Raw genomic sequence first — 17952 nt, 5'->3', positions numbered from 1 at the left:
ATGAAACCCACCGCCTACCTGGTCACCGGCGCCTCGTCCGGCATCGGCGCGGCCATCGCCCGCGCCCTGCTCGATGCCGGCCACCGTGTCGTCAACATCGATTACCGCCTGCCCGCCGATGCGCCGCAAGGCCTGGCGTCGTACCAGGCCGACCTGACCGATGAAGCGCAGACGCTGGCCGTCGCCAGGGAAGTGACCGAGGCCTACGACATTGTCGGGCTGGTCAACAACGCTGGCGCCACGCGCCCGGGCACCGCCGACACCGCGACCCTGGCCGATCTCGACTACGTCGTTGCGCTGCATCTGCGCACGGCCATGATCCTGGTCCAGGCGGCGCTGCCGGCCATGCGCGCGGCGGGCTACGGCCGCATCGTCAACATGTCCTCGCGCGCGGCGCTGGGCAAGCCCGAACGGGTGGTTTATTCGGCGACCAAAGCCGGGCTGATCGGCCTGACGCGCACCCTGGCCATGGAGCTGGGCGGCGACGGCATCACGGTCAACGCCATCGGCCCAGGCCCCATCGCCACCGAGCTGTTTCGCAACAGCAACCCCGAAGGCGCGCCGCGCACGCAGCGCATCATCGACAGCATCGTGGTCAAGCGGCTGGGCACGCCCGAGGACGTGGCGCGCGCCGCGATGTTCTTCCTGTCGCCGGACAACGGCTTCGTGACCGGCCAGGTGCTCTATGTGTGCGGCGGCACCACGCTGGGCGTGGCGCCCGTCTGAACGCGGCCATGGCTCCAGCCCGCCTCCTCGCGCATCGCGCGCGCGCCGCCTCAGCGGCGCCGCAGCGCCTGGTTGATGTGCTCGGCCGCGCTGCGCAACGGCGGCAGGAAAGCCTGCAGCATCTCTTCGCGCGAGTACCGGTTGGCATGGCCGCTGACGTTCATCGCGCCGATGACGCGCCCGCCCCGGTCGACGATGGGCACCGCCACCGATTGCAGGCCGGGCTCCAGCTCCTGCACCACGCAGGCGTAGCCGTCGGCGCGCACGCCCGCCAGGATTCGCTTGAGTTCGGCGCGGTCGACCACGGTGGCCGGCGTGTAGGGTTGGATCTGGCTTTCGTCCAGCAGGCGATCCTGCTCGGCCTCGGGCAGCCCGGCCAGCAGCACGCGGCCCATCGAGGTGACCCAGGCCGGCAGCCGGCTGCCCACCGCCAGGTTGATGGTCATGACCTTGTGCGTCGACAGCCGCAGGATGTAGACGATGTCCACCCCATCGAGCACCGAAACCGAGCACGATTCGCGCGTGGTCTCGGCCACCTCTTCCATATAGGGCAGGGCCAGATCCCACAGCGGCGTAGCCGACAGGTAGGCATAGCCCAGCTCCAGGATGCGCGGCGTCAGGGTGAAGCGCCGGTCTTCCTGGGCGACGTAGCCCAGGCTTGCCAGCGTCAGCAGGATGCGGCGCGCCCCGGCGCGCGTCAGCCCCGTGGCGGCGGCCACCTCCGACAGGGTCATCTGCGGACGCTGCGGACCGAAGGCACGGATCACGGACAGGCCACGCGCAAACGATTGCACATAGCTGTCGCCGGGTTGCTGGGGTACTTGCTCGACCATGGGACCTGTATGCAGAAGGTGGAAATGCAGCCGCTCGGAACGCGCGCCATTGTAGAGGCGCGAGGCCATTTCGCCGGCCGGCCGCGCCGCGGCCAGGCGCCTTGACACCCCCTGACCACCATGAAACGATGTTCTTCAGAAGAACGGTTATTCTGATATAGAACAAATTATCACACACCACCTCTACCGACGATACCCATGATTTCCAAGCTCGTTGCTACCGCGGCCGACGCCCTGGCCGACGTCCCGGACGGCGCCACCGTCATGATTGGCGGCTTCGGCACCGCCGGCCAGCCCATGGAACTGATCGACGCCCTGCTCGAGCAGGGCGCCAAGGACCTGGTCATCATCAACAACAACGCCGGCAACGGCACCACCGGCCTGGCCGCGCTGCTGGGCGCCGGGCGGGTGCGCAAGATCATCTGCTCGTTTCCGCGCCAGGTCGATTCGCAGATCTTCGACGGCCTGTATCGCGCCGGCAAGCTGGAGCTCGAACTGGTGCCGCAGGGCAACCTGGCCGAGCGCATCCGCGCCGCGGGCGCCGGCATCGGCGCCTTCTTCACGCCCACCGGCTACGGCACGCCGCTGGCCGATGGCAAGGAAACCCGCGAGATCAACGGCCGCCAGTACGTGCTGGAGTACCCGCTGCACGCCAACTACGCCCTGATCCAGGCCGAACGCGGCGACCGCTGGGGCAACCTGGTGTACCGCAAGACGGCGCGCAATTTCGGCCCCATCATGGCCAGCGCGGCGCGCGTGGCCGTGGCGCAGGTGCGGCAGGTGGTCGAGCTGGGACAGCTCGACCCCGAGGCCGTCGTCACGCCCGGCATTTTCGTCAAACGAGTGGTGCAAATCGACGCCCCGCGCGGCGCCAAGGAGCAGTAATGAGCAGCAAGCTGACCCGCGACGAAATCGCCGCCCGCGTCGCGCAGGACATCCCCGAAGGGGCCTATGTCAACCTGGGCATCGGCCTGCCCACGCTGGTAGCCAACCACCTGCCCGCCGACCGCGAAGTCATCCTGCACACCGAGAACGGCATGCTGGGCATGGGCCCGGCGCCGGCCAAGGGCCAGGAAGACTACGACCTCATCAACGCCGGCAAGCAGCCGGTCACCGAACTGCCCGGCTGCTCGTTCTTCCACCATGCCGATTCGTTCGCCATGATGCGCGGCGGCCACCTCGACATCTGCGTGCTGGGCGCGTTCCAGGTGTCGCAGCAGGGCGACCTGGCCAACTGGCACACCGGCGCGCCCGACGCCATCCCCGCCGTGGGCGGCGCCATGGACCTGGCCATCGGCGCCAAGGATGTCTTCGTCATGATGGAACTGCAGACCCGCGACGGCCAGAGCAAGCTGGTGCAGGCCTGCACCTACCCGCTGACCGGCGTGCGCTGCGTCTCGCGCGTCTATACCGACATGGCGGTGTTCGACCTGCGGGCTGGCCAGATCACCGTGACCGACCTGTTCGGCGGCACCACGCGCGAGCAGTTGCTGGCGCTGACCGGCCTGCCGCTGAAGTTCGCCGACTGAACGCCCATTGCGCCCCGGCCGGCGGCCGGGGCTTTTCCCGATCGAAGGAGTTCCCCATGCTGTTCATGGTTCAAATGCAAGTCAACCTGCCGCCCGACATGCCCGCCGAGCGCGCCGACAAACTGAAGGCCGACGAAAAGGCCCTGGCCCAGCAGATGCAGCGCGACGGCAAGTGGCGCCACCTGTGGCGCGTGGCCGGCCGCTACGCCAACGTCAGCATCTTCGACGCCGCCGACAACGACGAGCTGCACCAGATGCTGTCGGCGCTGCCGCTGTTCCCGTACATGGACATCCAGGTTACCGCGCTGGCGCGCCACCCGTCCGCGATCTGATCGCCCACTCCCTCAGGAAACCGCCATGCCCTACATCATCGAGACCTTCGACAAGCCCGGCAGCCTGGCCGTGCGCCAGCAGCACCGCAATGCGCACCTGCAGTTCCTCGACCAGCACAAGCATCTGCTGCTGGCCTGCGGCGCCAAGCTGGACGACGACGGCAAGGACCTCGGCGGCGGCCTGTACGTAGTGGATGTCGATACGCGCGCCGCCGCCGAGCAGTTCATCCAGGCCGACCCGTTCCACCTGGCCGGGCTGTTCGAGCGGGTCGCGATCACCCGCTGGCGCAAAGCCTACGTCGACGGCACCTCCTATCTGTAATTGTCTGCCTGCCCAGGGCGGGCAGGCCCCGCTTCAGGAATCACCATGTCTTACGCCGACCTCAGCCAGGCGCGCCTGTATTACGTCATCGACGGCCCCGCCGACGCCCCCGTGCTGGTACTGTCCAACTCGCTGGGCACCTGCGCCGATATGTGGGCGCGCCAGATCCCCGAACTGAGCCGCCGCTTCCGCGTCCTGCGCTACGACACGCGCGGCCACGGCAAATCGTCCGTGCCCGATGGCGAGTACAGCTTCGCGCAGCTGGGCGGCGATGTCGCCGAACTGCTGGAACACCTGCGGATCGAACGCGCGCACTTCTGCGGCCTGTCGATGGGCGGCCCGACCGGCATGTGGCTGGCGCTGGAACGCCCCGAGCTGATCGACCGCCTGATCCTGTGCAATACCGCCGCGCGCATCGGCAGCGCCGAGGGCTGGAGCGCGCGCATCGCCGCGGTGCGCCAGGACGGGCTGGAAACCATGGCGCCCGGGCTGGTCGAACGCTGGCTGACGCCGCAATACCGCGCCGCCGAACCCGGCCTGGTCCAGCTCCTGATCGACATGCTGCGCCGCATCCCCGACGCCGGCTACATGGCCAATTGCGCGGCGCTGCGTGACGCCGACCTGCGCGAACGCGTCGCCGCCATCCGCGCCCGCACGCTGGTCATCAGCAGCACCCACGACCTGGCCGCCACGCCGCAGGACGGCAAGGCGCTGGCCGCCGCCATCCCCGGCGCGCGCTATGTCGAGCTCGACACCTCGCATATTTCCAACTGGGAGCAACCGGAAGCCTTCACGCGCGCGCTGACCGGCTTCCTCACGGAGTGAACGGCATGCAACGCTGGAAACAACGGCCGCCCGGTTCGAACTGGGGCGACTTCGGCCCGGACGACCAACTGGGCCGCCTGAACCTGATCACGCCGGCCGAAGTGCTCAAGGCGGCGCAGGAAATCCGCGCCGGCCGCAGCTTCTGCCTGTCGCTGCCGCTGGACCTGCCCGGCGGCAACGTGCTCAACCCGCGGCGCCATCCGCCGCAGCTCAGCCCCACGCGCCTGCAGGACACGCCGTACGTGAACTTCCCGCTGCGCAATCTCAACCCCGACGCGGTCGATGTGCTCAGCGACGACCAGGTGCTGCTATCGATGCAGTACTCCACGCAATGGGATTCGCTGGCCCACGTCGGCGCGCTGTTCGATGCCGACGGCGACGGCCGCGCCGAGCTGTGCTATTACAACGGCTACCGCGCCGGCATCGACATAGTCGGGCCGGCCGACGCCGACCACGCCGGCTGCGGCTGCAATACCGGCGGCCCCTCGGCCGCGCTCAAGCTGGGCATCGAGAACCTGGCCCAGCACAGCGTGCAGGGCCGCGGCGTGCTGCTGGACCTGGCGCGCCACTACGGCGCCGGACGCACGCTGGTGGGCTACAAGGAACTGACGCAGGCGCTGGCGGCAGACGGCATCGAGATCGAGTCCGGCGACATGCTGGTGCTGCGCACCGGCTACGCCGAAGCCGTGGTCGGCATGAACGGCAAGCCCGACGCCGACGTGCTGCATCAATATGGCGCCGCGCTGGACGGCACCGACGCCGAACTGCTGCAGTGGATCACCGACAGCGGCATCGCCGCCATCTGCGCCGACAACTACGCGGTCGAGGCCTACCCCGCGCGCGAACGCCAGGGCCCGCGCGCCATGCTGCCGCTGCACCACCACTGTCTGTTCAAGCTGGGCCTGCCGCTGGCCGAACTGTGGTACCTCAAGGACCTGGCCGAATGGCTGCACGCCAACGGCCGCCACCGCTTCATGCTGACCGCGCCGCCGCTGCGCCTGCCCCATGCCATCGGCTCGCCGGTGACGCCTGTGGCGACAGCGTGACCATCGGGTGCCTGTCCCGGTGGGGACAGGCACCCGATGACGGCGACCTGCCCATGATCTCGGCAACGGCCGCGGCGGTGCCTGTCCCCGCGGGGACAGGCACCCAAGTCGGCGCGTGCCACTCCCCGTGCGGGGACAGGCACGCGGGAATGATGCTTCAGCTTTTTCCCGACAGGCAGGTGCTCATGTAGGCCTTGCGTTTCTCGCCGGTCAGGGCCTGTTCAGAAGCGCGGGAATTGCAGTCTTTCATGCGCTGCTGCTGAGGCGTCAGCTTGTTGGCGGATTCCTCGCCCTTGAGGCAACTGCTCATGTAGGCCTTGCGCTCGTCGCCGGTCTTGCCGGTTGCCGACTTGTTGCATTCGGCCATGCGTTTTTGCTGTGGCGTCAGTTCCTTGCTGGCCGAGGCCTGGGCCCAGGCGGCCGTGGAACAAAACAGGGACACAAGAGTACAAGCAGCAAACTTGCTCACGCGGGAAATCATGGATTCCTCCCTGGAGCCGCCCGGCTCGCACAGCCTTGCGCGGCGGCCCTATGCGCCGGCGCCCGTCGGCCGGCTTCCAATGATCTGCCAAACCGATGCGCGTAGCAAGTTCCCTGCCGGCGCATTGCGGCACAAGTGGCCACCAATGTTTACGGCCTAGGCTGTTTTATGGGTTGCGCGCCCGTCGCGGGCCGGCTTATGGTGTAACTGCAGCGGCGCAAGCGCCGCTACAGGAGACCATGATGAAAACTCGTCTCGCTAGCCTGGCCGCCGCACTGCTTCTGGCGGCGACCGGCGCGCTGGCGCAAAGCCTGCCGTATGGCGTCACGCTGGGCAATCTGCAGGCCACCCGCGATGCCGCCGCCGGCGTCAGTACCATTACCGGCTCGCTCAGCAACCAGGGCGCCAAGCGCATCGGCCGCGCCTGGGTGGTGTTCGCGCTGTACGACTCGCAGGGGCGCGAGATCGGGCGGGTCAAGGAGCAATCCATCGGTCCCATCGCGCCAGGCGAAATATGGCAGATCCGCAGTACCACGCCGCAACCCTTCGAGCGCTTCTCCGCCATCGAAATCAAGGCGGAATGACGGCCGGCGCCGGTGCCCGGACCCAAGTTATGGGAAAATCCTTTCCTGTCGGCGCCAGCCTCGCCCGTTCGGGCGAGCCGGCCGCGCGTCCAATCCCGGGACGCCCCCGCGCCAGACTCTCTAGGATGGAATCATGTTTCCCAAAAGACTTACCGACGGCTATCACGCCTTCCTGCAAGGCCGCTTCCACAGCGAGCGCAGTCGATATGAAGCATTGGCCGAAAAAGGCCAGAAACCCGAAATCCTGCTGATCGGCTGTTGCGACTCCCGCGTTTCCCCCGAAGTCATCTTCGACGCCGGCCCGGGCGAGATCTTCGTCGTGCGCAACGTCGCCAACCTCGTACCGCCCTGCGAGCCCGACGCCGAGTCGTCCTTCCACGGCACCAGCGCGGCCATCGAATTCGCCGTCAACGGCTTGAACGTCAAGCACATCGTCGTGCTGGGCCACGCCTCGTGCGGCGGCATCCGTTCGTTCTACGACGACGGCGAGCCGCTGTCGAAGATGGATTTCATCGGCAAATGGATGTCGCAGATCTCCCCGGTCGCCGATCGGCTGGGCCCGTCCACCGGCGATCGCGCCACCGACATCAAGCGGCTGGAACTGGCCGTGGTCGAAGAAAGCCTGCGGAACCTGATGACCTTCCCGTCCATCAGCAGCCGCGTGGAACGCGGCGAGCTCGAACTGCACGGCACGTACTTCGGCGTGGCCACCGGCCTGCTGTACGTGCTTGACCGCGCGACGGGCCAGTTCGCCCCCTGGCTGGAAGAAGACGCGGCGGCCTGAGGCGCGCCGCATCCGCGTGCGTCAGGCCAGGCCTGCCGCACGCAGGTCCGGCGTGCGCAGGTGCCAGTCGGTCGCCTGCTGGAAAGCCACGCCCAGGCCGCACAACAGCCCATCGTCGAAGGGCTTGCCCATCAATTGCACGCCAACCGGCAGGCCATCGGCCGAAAAGCCGGCGGGCAGGGCCAGCCCGCTGGCGCCCAGGAAGTTGCCGGCGCGGCTGAACGCCGCCAGCGGCGTGCCCTGCTCGTCCACCTCGTCGAGGCGGCAGGCGGCAAAGGGCAGGCTGGGCGTCAGCAACGCATCGTAGTCCTGCATCCAGGCGCGCCATTGCGCGCGCGCCTGGGCATGTTCACGCATGGCCGCGATATAGTCGGCCGCGCCGATGGCCCGGCCCGACTGCACCCGGGCCCGCACGAATTCGCCCAGCGGCAAGGCGGCATCGTCGATGTAGCCGCGGTGCAGGGCATACGCCTCGGCCGCGATGATGCGGCCATTGGCATGCATCAGCCGGGTGAAATCGAAAGGCGTCGCCACCGTCGCCACCTCCGCCCCCAGCGCGCGCAAGGTGTCGGCCGCCTGCCGCACGGCCAGCGACGCGTCGGCGCTGACAGCCAGCGGGTAATTCTCTTCGGCCATGACGGCGATGCGGCGACCCGCCAACGGCCGGCCGCCCTCGCGCGGCGGCGCATAGACGAATGCCGGCACGCCCAGCGTGGCCGGGTCGGCCGCGTCGGGGCCGGCCAGGGCTTGCACAAGCAGCATGGCGTCATACGCGTCGCGCGTCATCGGGCCGATCGAATCCAGGGTCTGCGACAGCGGCACCGCGCCGTGCAGGCTGATCAGCCCGGCGCTCGTCTTCAGGCCGGTGATACCGTTGAGCGCGGCCGGGATCCGCACCGACCCGCCCGTGTCCGAGCCCAGCGCGGCCGGCGCCAGGCCGGCGGCCACGGCCACGCCCGAACCGCTGGACGAACCGCCCGGGATACGCGGGTGGGACAAGTCCCAGGGGTTGCGCGGCGTGCCCATCACCGGGTTGGTGCCCCAGCCGCCGAAGGCGAACTCCACCATGTGCGTCTTGCCCAGGACCACCATGCCGGCGGCCAGCAAGCGCCGAACCGCCGTCCCGGTGACCTTGCTGCGGCGCTCGCGCCAGGCGGCCGAACCCGCCGTGGTGACCTGCCCCTCGATCTCGCACAAATCCTTGATGGCGATCGGCAGGCCATCGAGCGGTCCCAGCGCATAGCCGGCGGCGCGGCGCGCGTCGGCGGCCTGCGCCAGCCGCAGCGCGCCCGCCTCGTCGACGCTGACGTACGCGTGCAAGGCCTCGTTGGCGCGCGCGATGCGCGCCAGGTAGTGGCGCGCCAGTTCCACCGCGCTGTAGCGGCCCGCTTCCAGGCCCCGCGCCAATTCGGCCAGGCTGGAAAATGCAAGTTCAGACATGATTTCCTCGGAATACGACCTGAAGCGGCGCGCGCCCGGGCGCGCGCCGGCCACTGCGATACCCGCGCTCAGCGCTTGTTCCAGGCGGGTGCCGGATACACCGCCTTTTCGACCGCCACATCCTCCGGATATACGGGCACCATGCCCTTGCCCGGCAGCAATTGCACCACCGGGAACGGCATCTGCAACTGCTTGCCGGTCTCGTCGATGGCGTACGGACCGGCCATGACGGTGACCTTGTCGGAGAGATCCATCGACGCCTGCTTGAGCGCGGCGGCATCGGTCGCGCCGGCCTTCTTGATGATCTCCTCGGTCAGCGCGCCCGCGCCATAGGCCAGGGCCGTCTGGAAGTCGGGCGGGAACTCGGCCTTGGGAAACAGCGTGTCGTAGGCCTTGCCGAACTGCTCGCGCGTCAGCCCGGCATTGACCTTCCAGTTGATGGCGGGATGGTAGTTGGTGTGGCTGAAGATGTAGTTGGAGTCCGCGCCGATCGCCTGGAACTGCGGCGTGGACGCATACACCATGAAGGTGTACGGGAAGTTGATGTCCAACTGCTTCATCTGGCGCGTCATGCTGATCAGGTCGCCCTCGTACGAGGTCGGCACCAGCGCATCGGCGCCGGCCGCCTTGGCCTTTTGCAGCAGCGTGCTGAAATCCTTCTGCCCCTTGGGATATTTTTCGTACAGCACCACGTCGATGCCGTTCTTGGCCGCCTGCGCGCGGCCGCCATCGGCCAGGCCGGCCGGGAACGGCTCGTCCGAGTACAGGATGGCCGCCTTCTTCACGCCCAGCTTGCCGGCCAGCGCCATCGGCGCGCGCAGCATGGCCGACACCGGCATCTGCGTGCCGGACACCATGTACTTGAAGCCCTGCTTGTACAGGTCGTCGCTGGCGGCCGACCACACCATCATGTACTTGCCCAGCCGTTCGGTCACCGTGCCGGCCGCGGCCGTCAGGGTCGAGCCGAAGGGCGCGAACACGAGATCGACTTTTTCATCGACAATCAGGCGTTCGTAAACGCGCGTGACCATTTGCTTGTCGCTGCGGTCGTCCAGCTTGACCAGCTCGACGGGGTACTTCTTGCCCTTGATCTCGATGCCGCCGCGCCGGTTCACGTCGTCGACCCAAACCTCGACGCCGCGCACCCCGGACTGGGATGCCAACACAAAACTGCCGGTCGACGACACTGTCATGCCGATGCGGATCTTGTCGGACGCCTGGGCGGCGCCCGTCGCCGGCGCCAGCGCAGCGGCGGCAATCGCCAGTGCGGGCAAACGGAATAACCACGATTTTCTGGACATGGAAATGCTCCTTGCATTGCACAGATAGGAACCACCGGACATTGCCGCACCAGGGCGGACAGGCTGGAACTGCTCACACTTTGAGCAATTCGAGAAATAGCGTATAATAAATAGGCATGGAGTGCACGCTTTGAATAAACTGAGCTACCGCCAGACCGAAATGCTGTGGGCCATCGTCACCGCCGGCTCGATCAGCGCCGCCGCCCGGCTGCTGAACATCAGCCAGCCGGCGGTCAGCCGCATGCTGGCGCAGACCGAGAAGCAGCTGGGCCTGAACCTGTTCGAACGCGTGCGCGGCCGGCTGCAGCCCACCCCGGAGGTGCGCATTCTTTTCGAGGAAATCGAGAAGACCCAGCGCATGATGCAGCGCGTCAACGACCTGGCCGACGCCCTGGCCGGCCATGGCGCCGGCGTGCTGCGGCTGACCTCGATCCCCAGCCTGGCCCAGTACCTGGTGCCGCGCGCCGTGGCGCGCTTCCAGCGCACCCACGCCGACATCCTGCTGCGCCTGAACGCCACCGCCCTGCCGCACCTCATCAACGACGTACTGCACGGCGAGGCCGAGCTGGGCCTGGTCGTCATGCAGGCCGACCACCCGTTCCTGACCTCGCTGCCGCTGCATACGGGCCGCATGGTGGCCGCCATCCCGCGCAGCCACCCGCTGGCCGAGCGCGGGCAGGTCACGCTGGCCGACCTGTCGCCCCACCCCCATATCGTGGTCGGCACGCGCATGCCCTACGGCATGCTGGTGCAAAGCGCCTTCGAGCAGGCCGGCCTGCCCTGCCGCATGTGCGCCGACGTGCCCTGGAGCCAGCTGGCCTGCGCCCTGGTCAACGCGGGCGCGGGCATCGCCATCGTCGACGAATTCACGGTCATGAAGAACATCTGGCCCGAGATCGCCATCGTGCCGCTGGCCGAGGACATCCCGCTGCACATCAGCGCCGTCCACGCCAACAACCGCCCCCTCTCGCGCATCGCCGCCGAGTTCATCCCGCACCTGCGCGACGTGCTTGCGGAGTCGTTTTCCAAGGCCGACTAGGGTTAATACTTAACCTGTAGTTATGGTTTTGGCACCCCAAACGTTTCATAATCGACTTCGATCAGACGGCCACTTGTTTTCCACATCGGCCCGGAGGGAGTCATGAGCAGCAGCCTTGCCGCCTCGGCGCACGCGTCCCACCGCCTGCAGGACCAGCAGACACAACGCACGCGCACCCGCATTGCCACCGGCATCTTCGCCGTCCTGACCCTCAGCCTGGCCGTCGTGCCGATGGCGACGTCGAACATCTCGTTCGCGTTCTACCTGATGCTGTGGGTGACCATAGCCAGCGCGATGAACATCTGCGTGGGCTTCACCGGCTACCTGCCGTTCGGCTTCGTGGTGTTCTACGGCGTGGGCGCGTACACCACCGGCATCTGCTACAAGGTGCTGGGCTGGCCCATCCTGCCCTCGCTGGCCGCCGCCAGCGTGGTCGGCCTGCTGATCGCGCTGCTGTTCGCGCCCACCCTGCGGTTGCGCGGCGTGTACTTCGGCATCGTCAGCCTGGCGCTGGCCACCATCATGCGGCTGCTGATCTCCAACCTGCCCGACGGCTTCACCGGCGGCAGCATGGGGCTGATCCTCTCCAGCGCCAACAGCCCGACCCACAGCTACTACGCCATGCTGGCCGTCATGGCCGCCACGCTGGCCACCGTCGCCTGGCTCTCGGTGTCGCGCCTGGGCAAGGCGCTCAAGGCCATCCGCGACGACGACGCGGCGGCCGCCTGCGTCGGCATCCACGTGCCGCGCACGCGCCTGAAGGCCTGGTTGCTGGCGGCGCTGTTCCCGGCCCTGGCCGGCGGCATCGAGGCCTGGTACACCAACGTGGTCGATCCGGAATACGCCTTCCACGTCCTCATCACCGCCAAGAGCATCATCTACGCCATGGCCGGCGGCTTCGGCACCATCATCGGCCCGGTCGTCGGCACGCTGGCGCTGCTGGGCATCGACCACCTGATCTGGCAGAAATTCCCGGTGCTCAACCTGCTGCTGCTGGGCCTGGTGATCGTGCTGCTGATGCTGTTCCTGCCGCGCGGCATCGTCGGCAGCCTGCTCAAGCGCTACCCGCAACTGCGCCAATACATCGCCTGAGGAGCCGGACATGAGCGGACTGATTATCCAGGGCCTGGTCAACGGCCTGATCCTGGGCGCCATCTACGGCCTGATCGGCGTGGGCCTGAACGTGATCTTCGGCGTGCTGCGCGTGGTGAACTTCGCGCACGGCGAGTTCCTGGTGCTGGGCGCCTATTTTGCGTACTACCTGCTCGAATACGCCGGCATCGGCCCGCTGCTGGCATTGCCGCTGGCTTTCGGCGCCTTCTTCCTGGCCGGCTACGTCCTGTATTTCGTGCTGATCCCGCGCCTGTCCAAGGCCGACGACCCCGAGATCAGCTCGCTGCTGCTGATGTTCGGCGTGTCCATCATGCTGGGGGCCATCATGCTGCTGGCCTTCGAGGCCGACGCACGCTCGCTGCCCTACGAGATCGAACCGGTGTTCTTCAAGATCGGACCGGTGCTGATCCCGACCGTGCGCCTGATCGCCCTGGCCATCGCGCTGGCCGTGGTCGCCGTACTGGCCTGGTTCCTGTACCGCACCCAGATGGGCAAGGCCCTGCGCGCCATCATCATGAACCGCGACGCCGTGCGCATCGTCGGCATCAACGCCGAGCGGCTGTCGGCCGTGGCGTTCGGCCTGGGCATCGGCCTGGCCGCCGTCACCGGCGTGCTGGTGGCCATGGTGTTCCCGGCGTTCTCTCCCTTCATGGGCAACGACTACACCCTGATCGGCTTCATCGTCATCGTGCTGGGCGGATTGGGCCACCCCGTGGGCGCGCTGGTCGGCGCCATGCTGTTCGGCGTCACCGAACAGGTGTCGGTGGTGTTCTTCAACCCCTCCATCGCCACGATCTGCGGCTTCGTGCTGATGGTGGCCATGATCTTCGTGCGGCCCACCGGGCTGTTCGGCCACCGCGCCCTGCGCTGATCGGAGGCCGTCGCCCATGTTGAAAGTCAGCAATCTGCAAAAGCGCTTCGGCGGGCTGGTGGCGCTGCGCGGCGTCGACCTGCACGTGCCGCGCGCCGCCATTCTCGGCATCATCGGCATGAACGGGTCGGGCAAGACCACCATGCTCAACTGCATCAACGGCCTGTATGTGCCCGACGCCGGCAGCATCGAGCTCGACGGCGCCGAAATCGCCGGCAAGCAAGTCCACGAGGTGGCGCGCCTGGGCGTGGGCCGCACCTTCCAGGTGCCGCGCGTCTTCCAGCACCTCAGCCTGCTGGACAACCTGGACGTCGCGCAGCAGCAGACCGGCCGCAGCGCCGACGAGCGCTACGCGCAGTCCGAATACTGGCTGCACAAGGTCGAATTGCACCGCCTGCGCCACAACCACGCCGAAGAACTGTCCGGCGGCCAGCAGAAGCTGCTGGAGCTGGCGCGCATCATGGTGGCGCAGCCCAAAGTCATCCTGCTCGACGAGCCGTTCGCCGGCGTCAACCCGGCCCTGGCGCAACTGCTGATCGCCATCATCCGCGACGTCCCGACCGAGCACGGCTGCTCCGTCGTGCTGGTCTCGCACGACCTGACCTCGATCTACCAGCTGTCGCACCACATCATCGTCATGAACGAAGGCGCGATCCTGTGCGAAGGCGACGCCGATCGCGTACGCACCGATCCGCGCGTGATCGAAGCCTACCTGGGAGCCTGACCATGCCGACCTCCGCCGCCGCGACCGAGCCGGTGTTCGCCCTGGACAATGTCACCGTGGCCTACCATGGCGACATCACCATCCTCAACGGGGTCAGCGTACAGGCGCGCGCCGGCCAGGTCACCGGCATCATCGGCCCCAACGGCGCGGGCAAGTCCACCGTGCTCAAGACCCTGTTCGGCTTCTTGCCGCTGCGCGGCGGCCGCATCATGCTGCGCGGCCAGGACATCAGCCGCCAGCCCTCGCACGAGCGCGCCGCCAGCGGCGTGGCCTTCGTCCCGCAGCACCGCAGCCTGTTCGGCGAGCTGTCCGTCGAAGACAACCTGGTGCTGGGCTGCTGGCCGTTTCGCCGCGACAAGGACAAGGTGCGCCGCCGCATCGACTCGGTCTACCAACGCTTTCCCATCCTGGCGCAAAAGCGCCATGACCCCGTCTCCAGCATGAGCGGCGGCCAGCAGCGCTTCGTCGAGTTCGGCCGCGCCCTGCTGATCGAGCCCTCGGTCATCCTGCTCGACGAACCCACCGCCATGCTGGCGCCCAAGATTTCCAAGGAAATCTACGCCCTGGTGCGCGGCTTCGCCGACGAAGGCATGACGGTCATCCTGGTCGACCAGAACGTGCGCCGCTGCGCCGAGATCTCCGACTACATGTACATCCTCGAACTCGGCCGCAACAAGGCCGAGGGCGCCCACGAACAATTCGGCCACGACGGCGGCCTGCGCGACATGGTCGCGTCGTGGATGGATTACAAGATCGACTGACCCCCGGGTGCCTGTCCCCGCGGGGACAGGCACCCGCCCCCCCACCACACCGACTGACGCGCCGCTACATACCCTCCTGCACGAAGCGGGCATACGCGGCCAAATCGAGCCGGCCATGCGGCGAAGTCGCGTCGTAGCCGGGAGGCGCATCCACGCCGCCCTGGCCCAGCATCCGAGCGCGATAGCTGGACCATGGGTATTGTTCCGGCCTGTCCACGATGCCTGCGCGTACGGGATTCAGTTCTATGTATCGGCAGCACTCCCGGAAATATTCTTCCGTTCCGATAACCGAAGAGTAGTACCTGGACTCCCACAGCGTACCGGACAGGCCATGCCTGTGATTGAACCTCCGACCGGCTCCGCCCGCCAGCTTGCCCATGATCTGCGACAACGCACGGCAGTCATGCAGAGGGGCAAGCAGCAAGTGGACGTGATTGGGCATCAGGCACCATGCGTAGACTGCCACTTGCAAACGTCGCCGCTCCCGCTGCAGATCGTTCAAATAAGGCAGGCAATCGGCTTCATCAGTAAATATCTGCTGGCGGCGATGCGCACGTTGGACAACATGGTGAGGATGGCCTTGCAGCACAATGCGGGCTCGTCGCGGCACGACGCACTCCTGGACAGATCACGTGCCTCAGGGTATCGCGCACGCGCATGACGTCGTATGGCAACGAGATCTCTTTGCCCCACTGAATCTCGCGCGAGGCATGCACAGTTGGTGCCTGTCCCCAATGCCCCCCTCCGGGGTGCCTGTCCCCGCAGGGGGACAGGCACCCACACACTTCCCTGCCAGGCTCCAACGCGCTTCCCCGCCGCCGCTATACCGTTATTACCAGAATGACTTAGACGGCGGGTTGGCTGTGCTGCTACGGTTATGTGCATCAATCCAGGATGGCGTCTTCCGGGCTTGCCCGCGCCATGCATCGCACCCCGAAGGGCAGTAAGACATGTACGTGTACGATCCAGTCGACCAGCAACTGGTCGAAGAGCGTGTGGAACAATTCTCGGACCAGACGCGGCGCTTTCTCGACGGCCAGCTGACCGAAGACGAGTTCCGCACCCTGCGCCTGCAGAACGGGCTTTACATCCAGCGCCACGCGCCCATGCTGCGCATTGCCATTCCCTACGGCATGCTGGCCGCGCGCCAGTTGCGCAAGCTGGCGCATATCGCACGCACCTGGGACCGCGGCTACGGCCACTTCTCGACGCGCCAGAACATGCAGTTCAACTGGCCGCGCCTGGAAGACGTGCCGGCCATCCTGGCCGAACTGGCTTCGGTGCAGATGCATTCGATCCAGACCAGCGGCAATTGCATCCGCAACACCACCAGCGACCACTTCGCCGGCGTCGCCCCCGACGAACTGGTCAATCCGCTGGTGTGGTGCGAGATCATCCGCCAGTGGTCGACCCTGCACCCCGAGTTCGCCTTCCTGCCGCGCAAGTTCAAGATCGCCGTCAGCGGCGCGGTCGAAGACCGCGCGGCGGTGGGCGTACACGACATCGGCCTGCAGGCGGTCGAGCGCGACGGCCAGCTGGGTTTTCGCTTCTGGGTCGGCGGCGGGCTGGGACGCACGCCCATAGTGGGCCACCTGATCAATCCGTTCGTGCCCTGGCAGCACCTGCTGACCTATCTGCAGGCGGCGTTGCGCGTGTACAACCTGCATGGCCGGCGCGACAACAAGTTCAAGGCGCGGATCAAGATCCTGGTCAAGGATCTCACGCCCGAGGTCTACGCGCGCGAGGTCGAGCAGGAGTGGCAATCGCTCAAGGACGGCCCCGATACGATCACCGAGGACCAGCTGAACACCATCGCGGGCCGCTTCGTCTGGCCCGACTACGACAGCGCCGCGGCCAGCGAGCCCGATCCCACGGACGCCCGCGCCCAGGCCGACCCGCGCTTCGCGCGCTGGCTGCGCACCAACGTGCGCGCGCACAAGGTGGCGGGCTATGCGGCCGTGACGGTGTCGCTGAAGGCCACCGGCGTGCCGCCCGGCGACATCACCGCCGACCAGATGGACGCGGTGGCTGACCTGTCCGAACGCTATGGCTTCGGCGAACTGCGGGTCTCGCACGAGCAGAACCTGGTCCTGGCCGACGTGCGCCGGGCCCGGCTGCACGACCTCTGGCAGGAGCTGCAGCAACTTAACCTGGCCACCCCCAATATCGGCCTGCTGACCAATATCATCGCCTGTCCGGGCGGCGACTTCTGCGCCCTGGCCAATGCCGTCTCCATCCCGGTGGCCGAATCCATCCAGCGCCGCTTCGACGATCTCGACTACCTGTTCGAAATCGGCGAACTGGACCTGAACATCTCGGGCTGCATCAATTCCTGCGGGCATCACCACGTCGGGCACATCGGCATTCTCGGCGTGGACAAGGCCGGCGAGGAGTGGTACCAGGTGACGCTGGGCGGCCGCCAGAATGGCGCGGCCAAGCCGCTGCCCGACCTGGAGTCGCCGCGCGGCGGCGGCGCGGCCATCGGCCGCATCATCGGCCCGTCGTTCGCACGCACGCAGATCCCCGACGTGATCGATCGCCTGATCCGCACCTACCTGGAATTGCGTGACAGCGACGCCGAACGCTTCATCGACGTGGTCGACCGCGTCGGCATCGACCCCTTCAAGCGCGACGTCTACGCCGACCCGGCCGTCGCCAAACCCGCCTCCCAGCAAGAGCCCGCTCATGCCTGAAGCTAGCCACCCCGACCACCTGATCCGCGCCGGCCGCCTGCAGGCCGACGACGCGCGCCTGTTCACCCCCGAGGCCGACGGCCCCGCCGACCAGACGCCGCCCGACGAACCCGGCTGGCTGGTGACGCTGGCCACCTGGAAGGCCGCCGCCGCGACGCTGCGTGCGCGCCGTCATCCGGTGGGCGTGCAGCTGCCGCCGGATGCGCGGCTGGACGAACTGACCGGCCCCGACGGCGAGCTCGACCGGGCCGCGCTGTCCTTCATCGCCATCGAGTTTCCGGTCTATACGGATGGGCGCGGCTATTCGCTGGCGCAGTTGCTGCGCCGCCGCTACGGGTGGGACGGAGAATTGCGCGCCGTGGGCGATGTCATGATCGACACCATCCACTACCAGGCGCGCGTGGGTTTCGACAGCTTCCTGGTCAAGCCCGGCCACGATCCGCAGCGGGCGCTGGCCGCCTTCCGCACCTTCAGCGTGCACTACCAGCACACCTACCCGGCCCCCCTGGCGGCCTGAAACAGGGCCGCCGCGCCAGCGCGGCGGCCGC

21 protein-coding genes are annotated in these 17952 nt (G+C 67.6%); 16 read left to right on the top strand and 5 right to left on the bottom strand.

All coding sequences use genetic code 11. The features are described 5' to 3' along the window. Window positions 1-726, top strand: a complete 726-nt coding sequence (locus LK409_RS22495; protein ID WP_003807684.1) for an SDR family NAD(P)-dependent oxidoreductase — start codon at window positions 1-3, stop codon at window positions 724-726. A 50-nt stretch (window positions 727-776) separates the two neighbouring features. Here LK409_RS22495 and LK409_RS22490 read toward each other — a convergent pair whose 3' ends face one another. Beyond that, window positions 777-1628 (bottom strand): IclR family transcriptional regulator, encoded by an 852-nt coding sequence (locus tag LK409_RS22490; protein WP_003807682.1) that lies wholly within the window; start codon window positions 1626-1628, stop codon window positions 777-779. Between the two features lie 129 nt (window positions 1629-1757). Between LK409_RS22490 and LK409_RS22485 the strand changes: the two genes are divergently transcribed. Genes LK409_RS22485 through LK409_RS22460 form a run of 6 tightly spaced genes read left to right on the top strand, consistent with a single transcriptional unit; the run spans window position 1758 to window position 5613 of the window. Then, entirely contained in the window at window positions 1758-2444 is a 687-nt protein-coding gene (locus tag LK409_RS22485) for a 3-oxoacid CoA-transferase subunit A (protein WP_010927458.1), read from the top strand. Beyond that, the gene (locus LK409_RS22480; RefSeq protein WP_003807676.1) at window positions 2444-3088 is read left to right on the top strand and encodes a 3-oxoacid CoA-transferase subunit B; all 645 of its coding nucleotides are present in this window, start codon (window positions 2444-2446) and stop codon (window positions 3086-3088) included. Before LK409_RS22485 ends, LK409_RS22480 begins: the two co-directional genes overlap by 1 nt. A gap of 56 nt (window positions 3089-3144) precedes the next feature. Then, window positions 3145-3420 carry a muconolactone Delta-isomerase gene (gene catC / locus LK409_RS22475; RefSeq protein WP_003807674.1) on the top strand — a complete coding sequence of 92 codons (276 nt, stop codon included), beginning with the start codon at window positions 3145-3147 and terminating at the stop codon, window positions 3418-3420. Between the two features lie 25 nt (window positions 3421-3445). Continuing rightward, window positions 3446-3742 (top strand): YciI family protein, encoded by a 297-nt coding sequence (locus tag LK409_RS22470; protein WP_003807672.1) that lies wholly within the window; start codon window positions 3446-3448, stop codon window positions 3740-3742. Window positions 3743-3787: 45 nt separating this feature from the next. Further along, complete coding sequence (pcaD, locus tag LK409_RS22465; RefSeq protein ID WP_041937086.1) at window positions 3788-4567, top strand: 3-oxoadipate enol-lactonase; 780 nt, start codon at window positions 3788-3790, stop codon at window positions 4565-4567. A gap of 5 nt (window positions 4568-4572) precedes the next feature. Continuing rightward, on the top strand, window positions 4573-5613 hold the full coding sequence (locus LK409_RS22460) for a cyclase family protein (protein WP_041937085.1): 1041 nt from the start codon (window positions 4573-4575) through the stop codon (window positions 5611-5613). Window positions 5614-5770: 157 nt separating this feature from the next. Here the strand turns inward: LK409_RS22460 and LK409_RS22455 are convergent, their stop codons facing one another. Next, window positions 5771-6094, bottom strand: a complete 324-nt coding sequence (locus LK409_RS22455; RefSeq protein WP_010927455.1) for a PsiF family protein — start codon at window positions 6092-6094, stop codon at window positions 5771-5773. 239 nt (window positions 6095-6333) lie between these two features. On the opposite strand from LK409_RS22455, the gene LK409_RS22450 reads away from it, so the two are divergent. Continuing rightward, a complete protein-coding gene (locus LK409_RS22450) occupies window positions 6334-6678 on the top strand; it encodes an FxLYD domain-containing protein (protein ID WP_003807662.1) in 345 nt (114 codons plus the stop codon). Between the two features lie 133 nt (window positions 6679-6811). Then, the gene (locus LK409_RS22445) at window positions 6812-7462 is read left to right on the top strand and encodes a carbonic anhydrase (protein WP_003807659.1); all 651 of its coding nucleotides are present in this window, start codon (window positions 6812-6814) and stop codon (window positions 7460-7462) included. 21 nt (window positions 7463-7483) lie between these two features. Here LK409_RS22445 and LK409_RS22440 read toward each other — a convergent pair whose 3' ends face one another. Beyond that, window positions 7484-8902 carry an amidase gene (locus tag LK409_RS22440; protein WP_003807657.1) on the bottom strand — a complete coding sequence of 473 codons (1419 nt, stop codon included), beginning with the start codon at window positions 8900-8902 and terminating at the stop codon, window positions 7484-7486. A 68-nt stretch (window positions 8903-8970) separates the two neighbouring features. After that, window positions 8971-10203, bottom strand: coding sequence for an amino acid ABC transporter substrate-binding protein (locus LK409_RS22435; protein WP_010927453.1), 1233 nt, complete (start codon window positions 10201-10203; stop codon window positions 8971-8973). A gap of 121 nt (window positions 10204-10324) precedes the next feature. Between LK409_RS22435 and LK409_RS22430 the strand changes: the two genes are divergently transcribed. The 5 genes from LK409_RS22430 to LK409_RS22410 all read left to right on the top strand — a co-directional run bounded on the left by LK409_RS22430 (window position 10325) and on the right by LK409_RS22410 (window position 14711). After that, complete coding sequence (locus LK409_RS22430) at window positions 10325-11242, top strand: LysR family transcriptional regulator (protein WP_010927452.1); 918 nt, start codon at window positions 10325-10327, stop codon at window positions 11240-11242. 102 nt (window positions 11243-11344) lie between these two features. Further along, window positions 11345-12334 (top strand): branched-chain amino acid ABC transporter permease, encoded by a 990-nt coding sequence (locus LK409_RS22425; protein ID WP_010927451.1) that lies wholly within the window; start codon window positions 11345-11347, stop codon window positions 12332-12334. Window positions 12335-12344: 10 nt separating this feature from the next. Further along, the gene (locus tag LK409_RS22420) at window positions 12345-13226 is read left to right on the top strand and encodes a branched-chain amino acid ABC transporter permease (RefSeq protein ID WP_003819072.1); all 882 of its coding nucleotides are present in this window, start codon (window positions 12345-12347) and stop codon (window positions 13224-13226) included. A gap of 16 nt (window positions 13227-13242) precedes the next feature. Beyond that, a complete protein-coding gene (locus tag LK409_RS22415) occupies window positions 13243-13950 on the top strand; it encodes an ABC transporter ATP-binding protein (protein WP_003807646.1) in 708 nt (235 codons plus the stop codon). Between the two features lie 2 nt (window positions 13951-13952). Then, window positions 13953-14711: a branched-chain amino acid ABC transporter ATP-binding protein gene (locus LK409_RS22410; RefSeq protein ID WP_003819071.1), complete on the top strand. Its 759-nt coding sequence runs from the start codon at window positions 13953-13955 to the stop codon at window positions 14709-14711. Window positions 14712-14775: 64 nt separating this feature from the next. Here the strand turns inward: LK409_RS22410 and LK409_RS22405 are convergent, their stop codons facing one another. Continuing rightward, window positions 14776-15321 carry an REP-associated tyrosine transposase gene (locus LK409_RS22405; RefSeq protein WP_010927450.1) on the bottom strand — a complete coding sequence of 182 codons (546 nt, stop codon included), beginning with the start codon at window positions 15319-15321 and terminating at the stop codon, window positions 14776-14778. 340 nt (window positions 15322-15661) lie between these two features. Between LK409_RS22405 and LK409_RS22400 the strand changes: the two genes are divergently transcribed. Continuing rightward, on the top strand, window positions 15662-17404 hold the full coding sequence (locus tag LK409_RS22400; RefSeq protein ID WP_010927449.1) for a nitrite/sulfite reductase: 1743 nt from the start codon (window positions 15662-15664) through the stop codon (window positions 17402-17404). After that, complete coding sequence (locus LK409_RS22395; protein WP_010925795.1) at window positions 17397-17921, top strand: DUF934 domain-containing protein; 525 nt, start codon at window positions 17397-17399, stop codon at window positions 17919-17921. Before LK409_RS22400 ends, LK409_RS22395 begins: the two co-directional genes overlap by 8 nt. Window positions 17922-17952 lie beyond the last annotated feature (31 nt).

The sequence above is a fragment of the Bordetella parapertussis genome (assembly GCF_020735925.1).
Classification (GTDB): Bacteria; Pseudomonadota; Gammaproteobacteria; order Burkholderiales; family Burkholderiaceae_B; genus Bordetella; species Bordetella pertussis.
This window is presented reverse-complemented; position numbering and strand designations above follow the sequence as displayed.

Bases quoted from the DNA above. Each gene is read 5' to 3' on its own strand.
- LK409_RS22495 (WP_003807684.1), top strand. From the start codon at position 1: ATGAAACCCACCGCCTACCTGGTCACCGGCGCCTCGTCCGGCATCGGC.
- LK409_RS22490 (WP_003807682.1), bottom strand. From the start codon at position 1,628: ATGGCCTCGCGCCTCTACAATGGCGCGCGTTCCGAGCGGCTGCATTTC.
- LK409_RS22485 (WP_010927458.1), top strand. From the start codon at position 1,758: ATGATTTCCAAGCTCGTTGCTACCGCGGCCGACGCCCTGGCCGACGTC.
- LK409_RS22480 (WP_003807676.1), top strand. From the start codon at position 2,444: ATGAGCAGCAAGCTGACCCGCGACGAAATCGCCGCCCGCGTCGCGCAG.
- catC (WP_003807674.1), top strand. From the start codon at position 3,145: ATGCTGTTCATGGTTCAAATGCAAGTCAACCTGCCGCCCGACATGCCC.
- LK409_RS22470 (WP_003807672.1), top strand. From the start codon at position 3,446: ATGCCCTACATCATCGAGACCTTCGACAAGCCCGGCAGCCTGGCCGTG.
- pcaD (WP_041937086.1), top strand. From the start codon at position 3,788: ATGTCTTACGCCGACCTCAGCCAGGCGCGCCTGTATTACGTCATCGAC.
- LK409_RS22460 (WP_041937085.1), top strand. From the start codon at position 4,573: ATGCAACGCTGGAAACAACGGCCGCCCGGTTCGAACTGGGGCGACTTC.
- LK409_RS22455 (WP_010927455.1), bottom strand. From the start codon at position 6,094: ATGATTTCCCGCGTGAGCAAGTTTGCTGCTTGTACTCTTGTGTCCCTG.
- LK409_RS22450 (WP_003807662.1), top strand. From the start codon at position 6,334: ATGATGAAAACTCGTCTCGCTAGCCTGGCCGCCGCACTGCTTCTGGCG.
- LK409_RS22445 (WP_003807659.1), top strand. From the start codon at position 6,812: ATGTTTCCCAAAAGACTTACCGACGGCTATCACGCCTTCCTGCAAGGC.
- LK409_RS22440 (WP_003807657.1), bottom strand. From the start codon at position 8,902: ATGTCTGAACTTGCATTTTCCAGCCTGGCCGAATTGGCGCGGGGCCTG.
- LK409_RS22435 (WP_010927453.1), bottom strand. From the start codon at position 10,203: ATGTCCAGAAAATCGTGGTTATTCCGTTTGCCCGCACTGGCGATTGCC.
- LK409_RS22425 (WP_010927451.1), top strand. From the start codon at position 11,345: ATGAGCAGCAGCCTTGCCGCCTCGGCGCACGCGTCCCACCGCCTGCAG.
- LK409_RS22420 (WP_003819072.1), top strand. From the start codon at position 12,345: ATGAGCGGACTGATTATCCAGGGCCTGGTCAACGGCCTGATCCTGGGC.
- LK409_RS22415 (WP_003807646.1), top strand. From the start codon at position 13,243: ATGTTGAAAGTCAGCAATCTGCAAAAGCGCTTCGGCGGGCTGGTGGCG.
- LK409_RS22410 (WP_003819071.1), top strand. From the start codon at position 13,953: ATGCCGACCTCCGCCGCCGCGACCGAGCCGGTGTTCGCCCTGGACAAT.
- LK409_RS22400 (WP_010927449.1), top strand. From the start codon at position 15,662: ATGTACGTGTACGATCCAGTCGACCAGCAACTGGTCGAAGAGCGTGTG.
- LK409_RS22395 (WP_010925795.1), top strand. From the start codon at position 17,397: ATGCCTGAAGCTAGCCACCCCGACCACCTGATCCGCGCCGGCCGCCTG.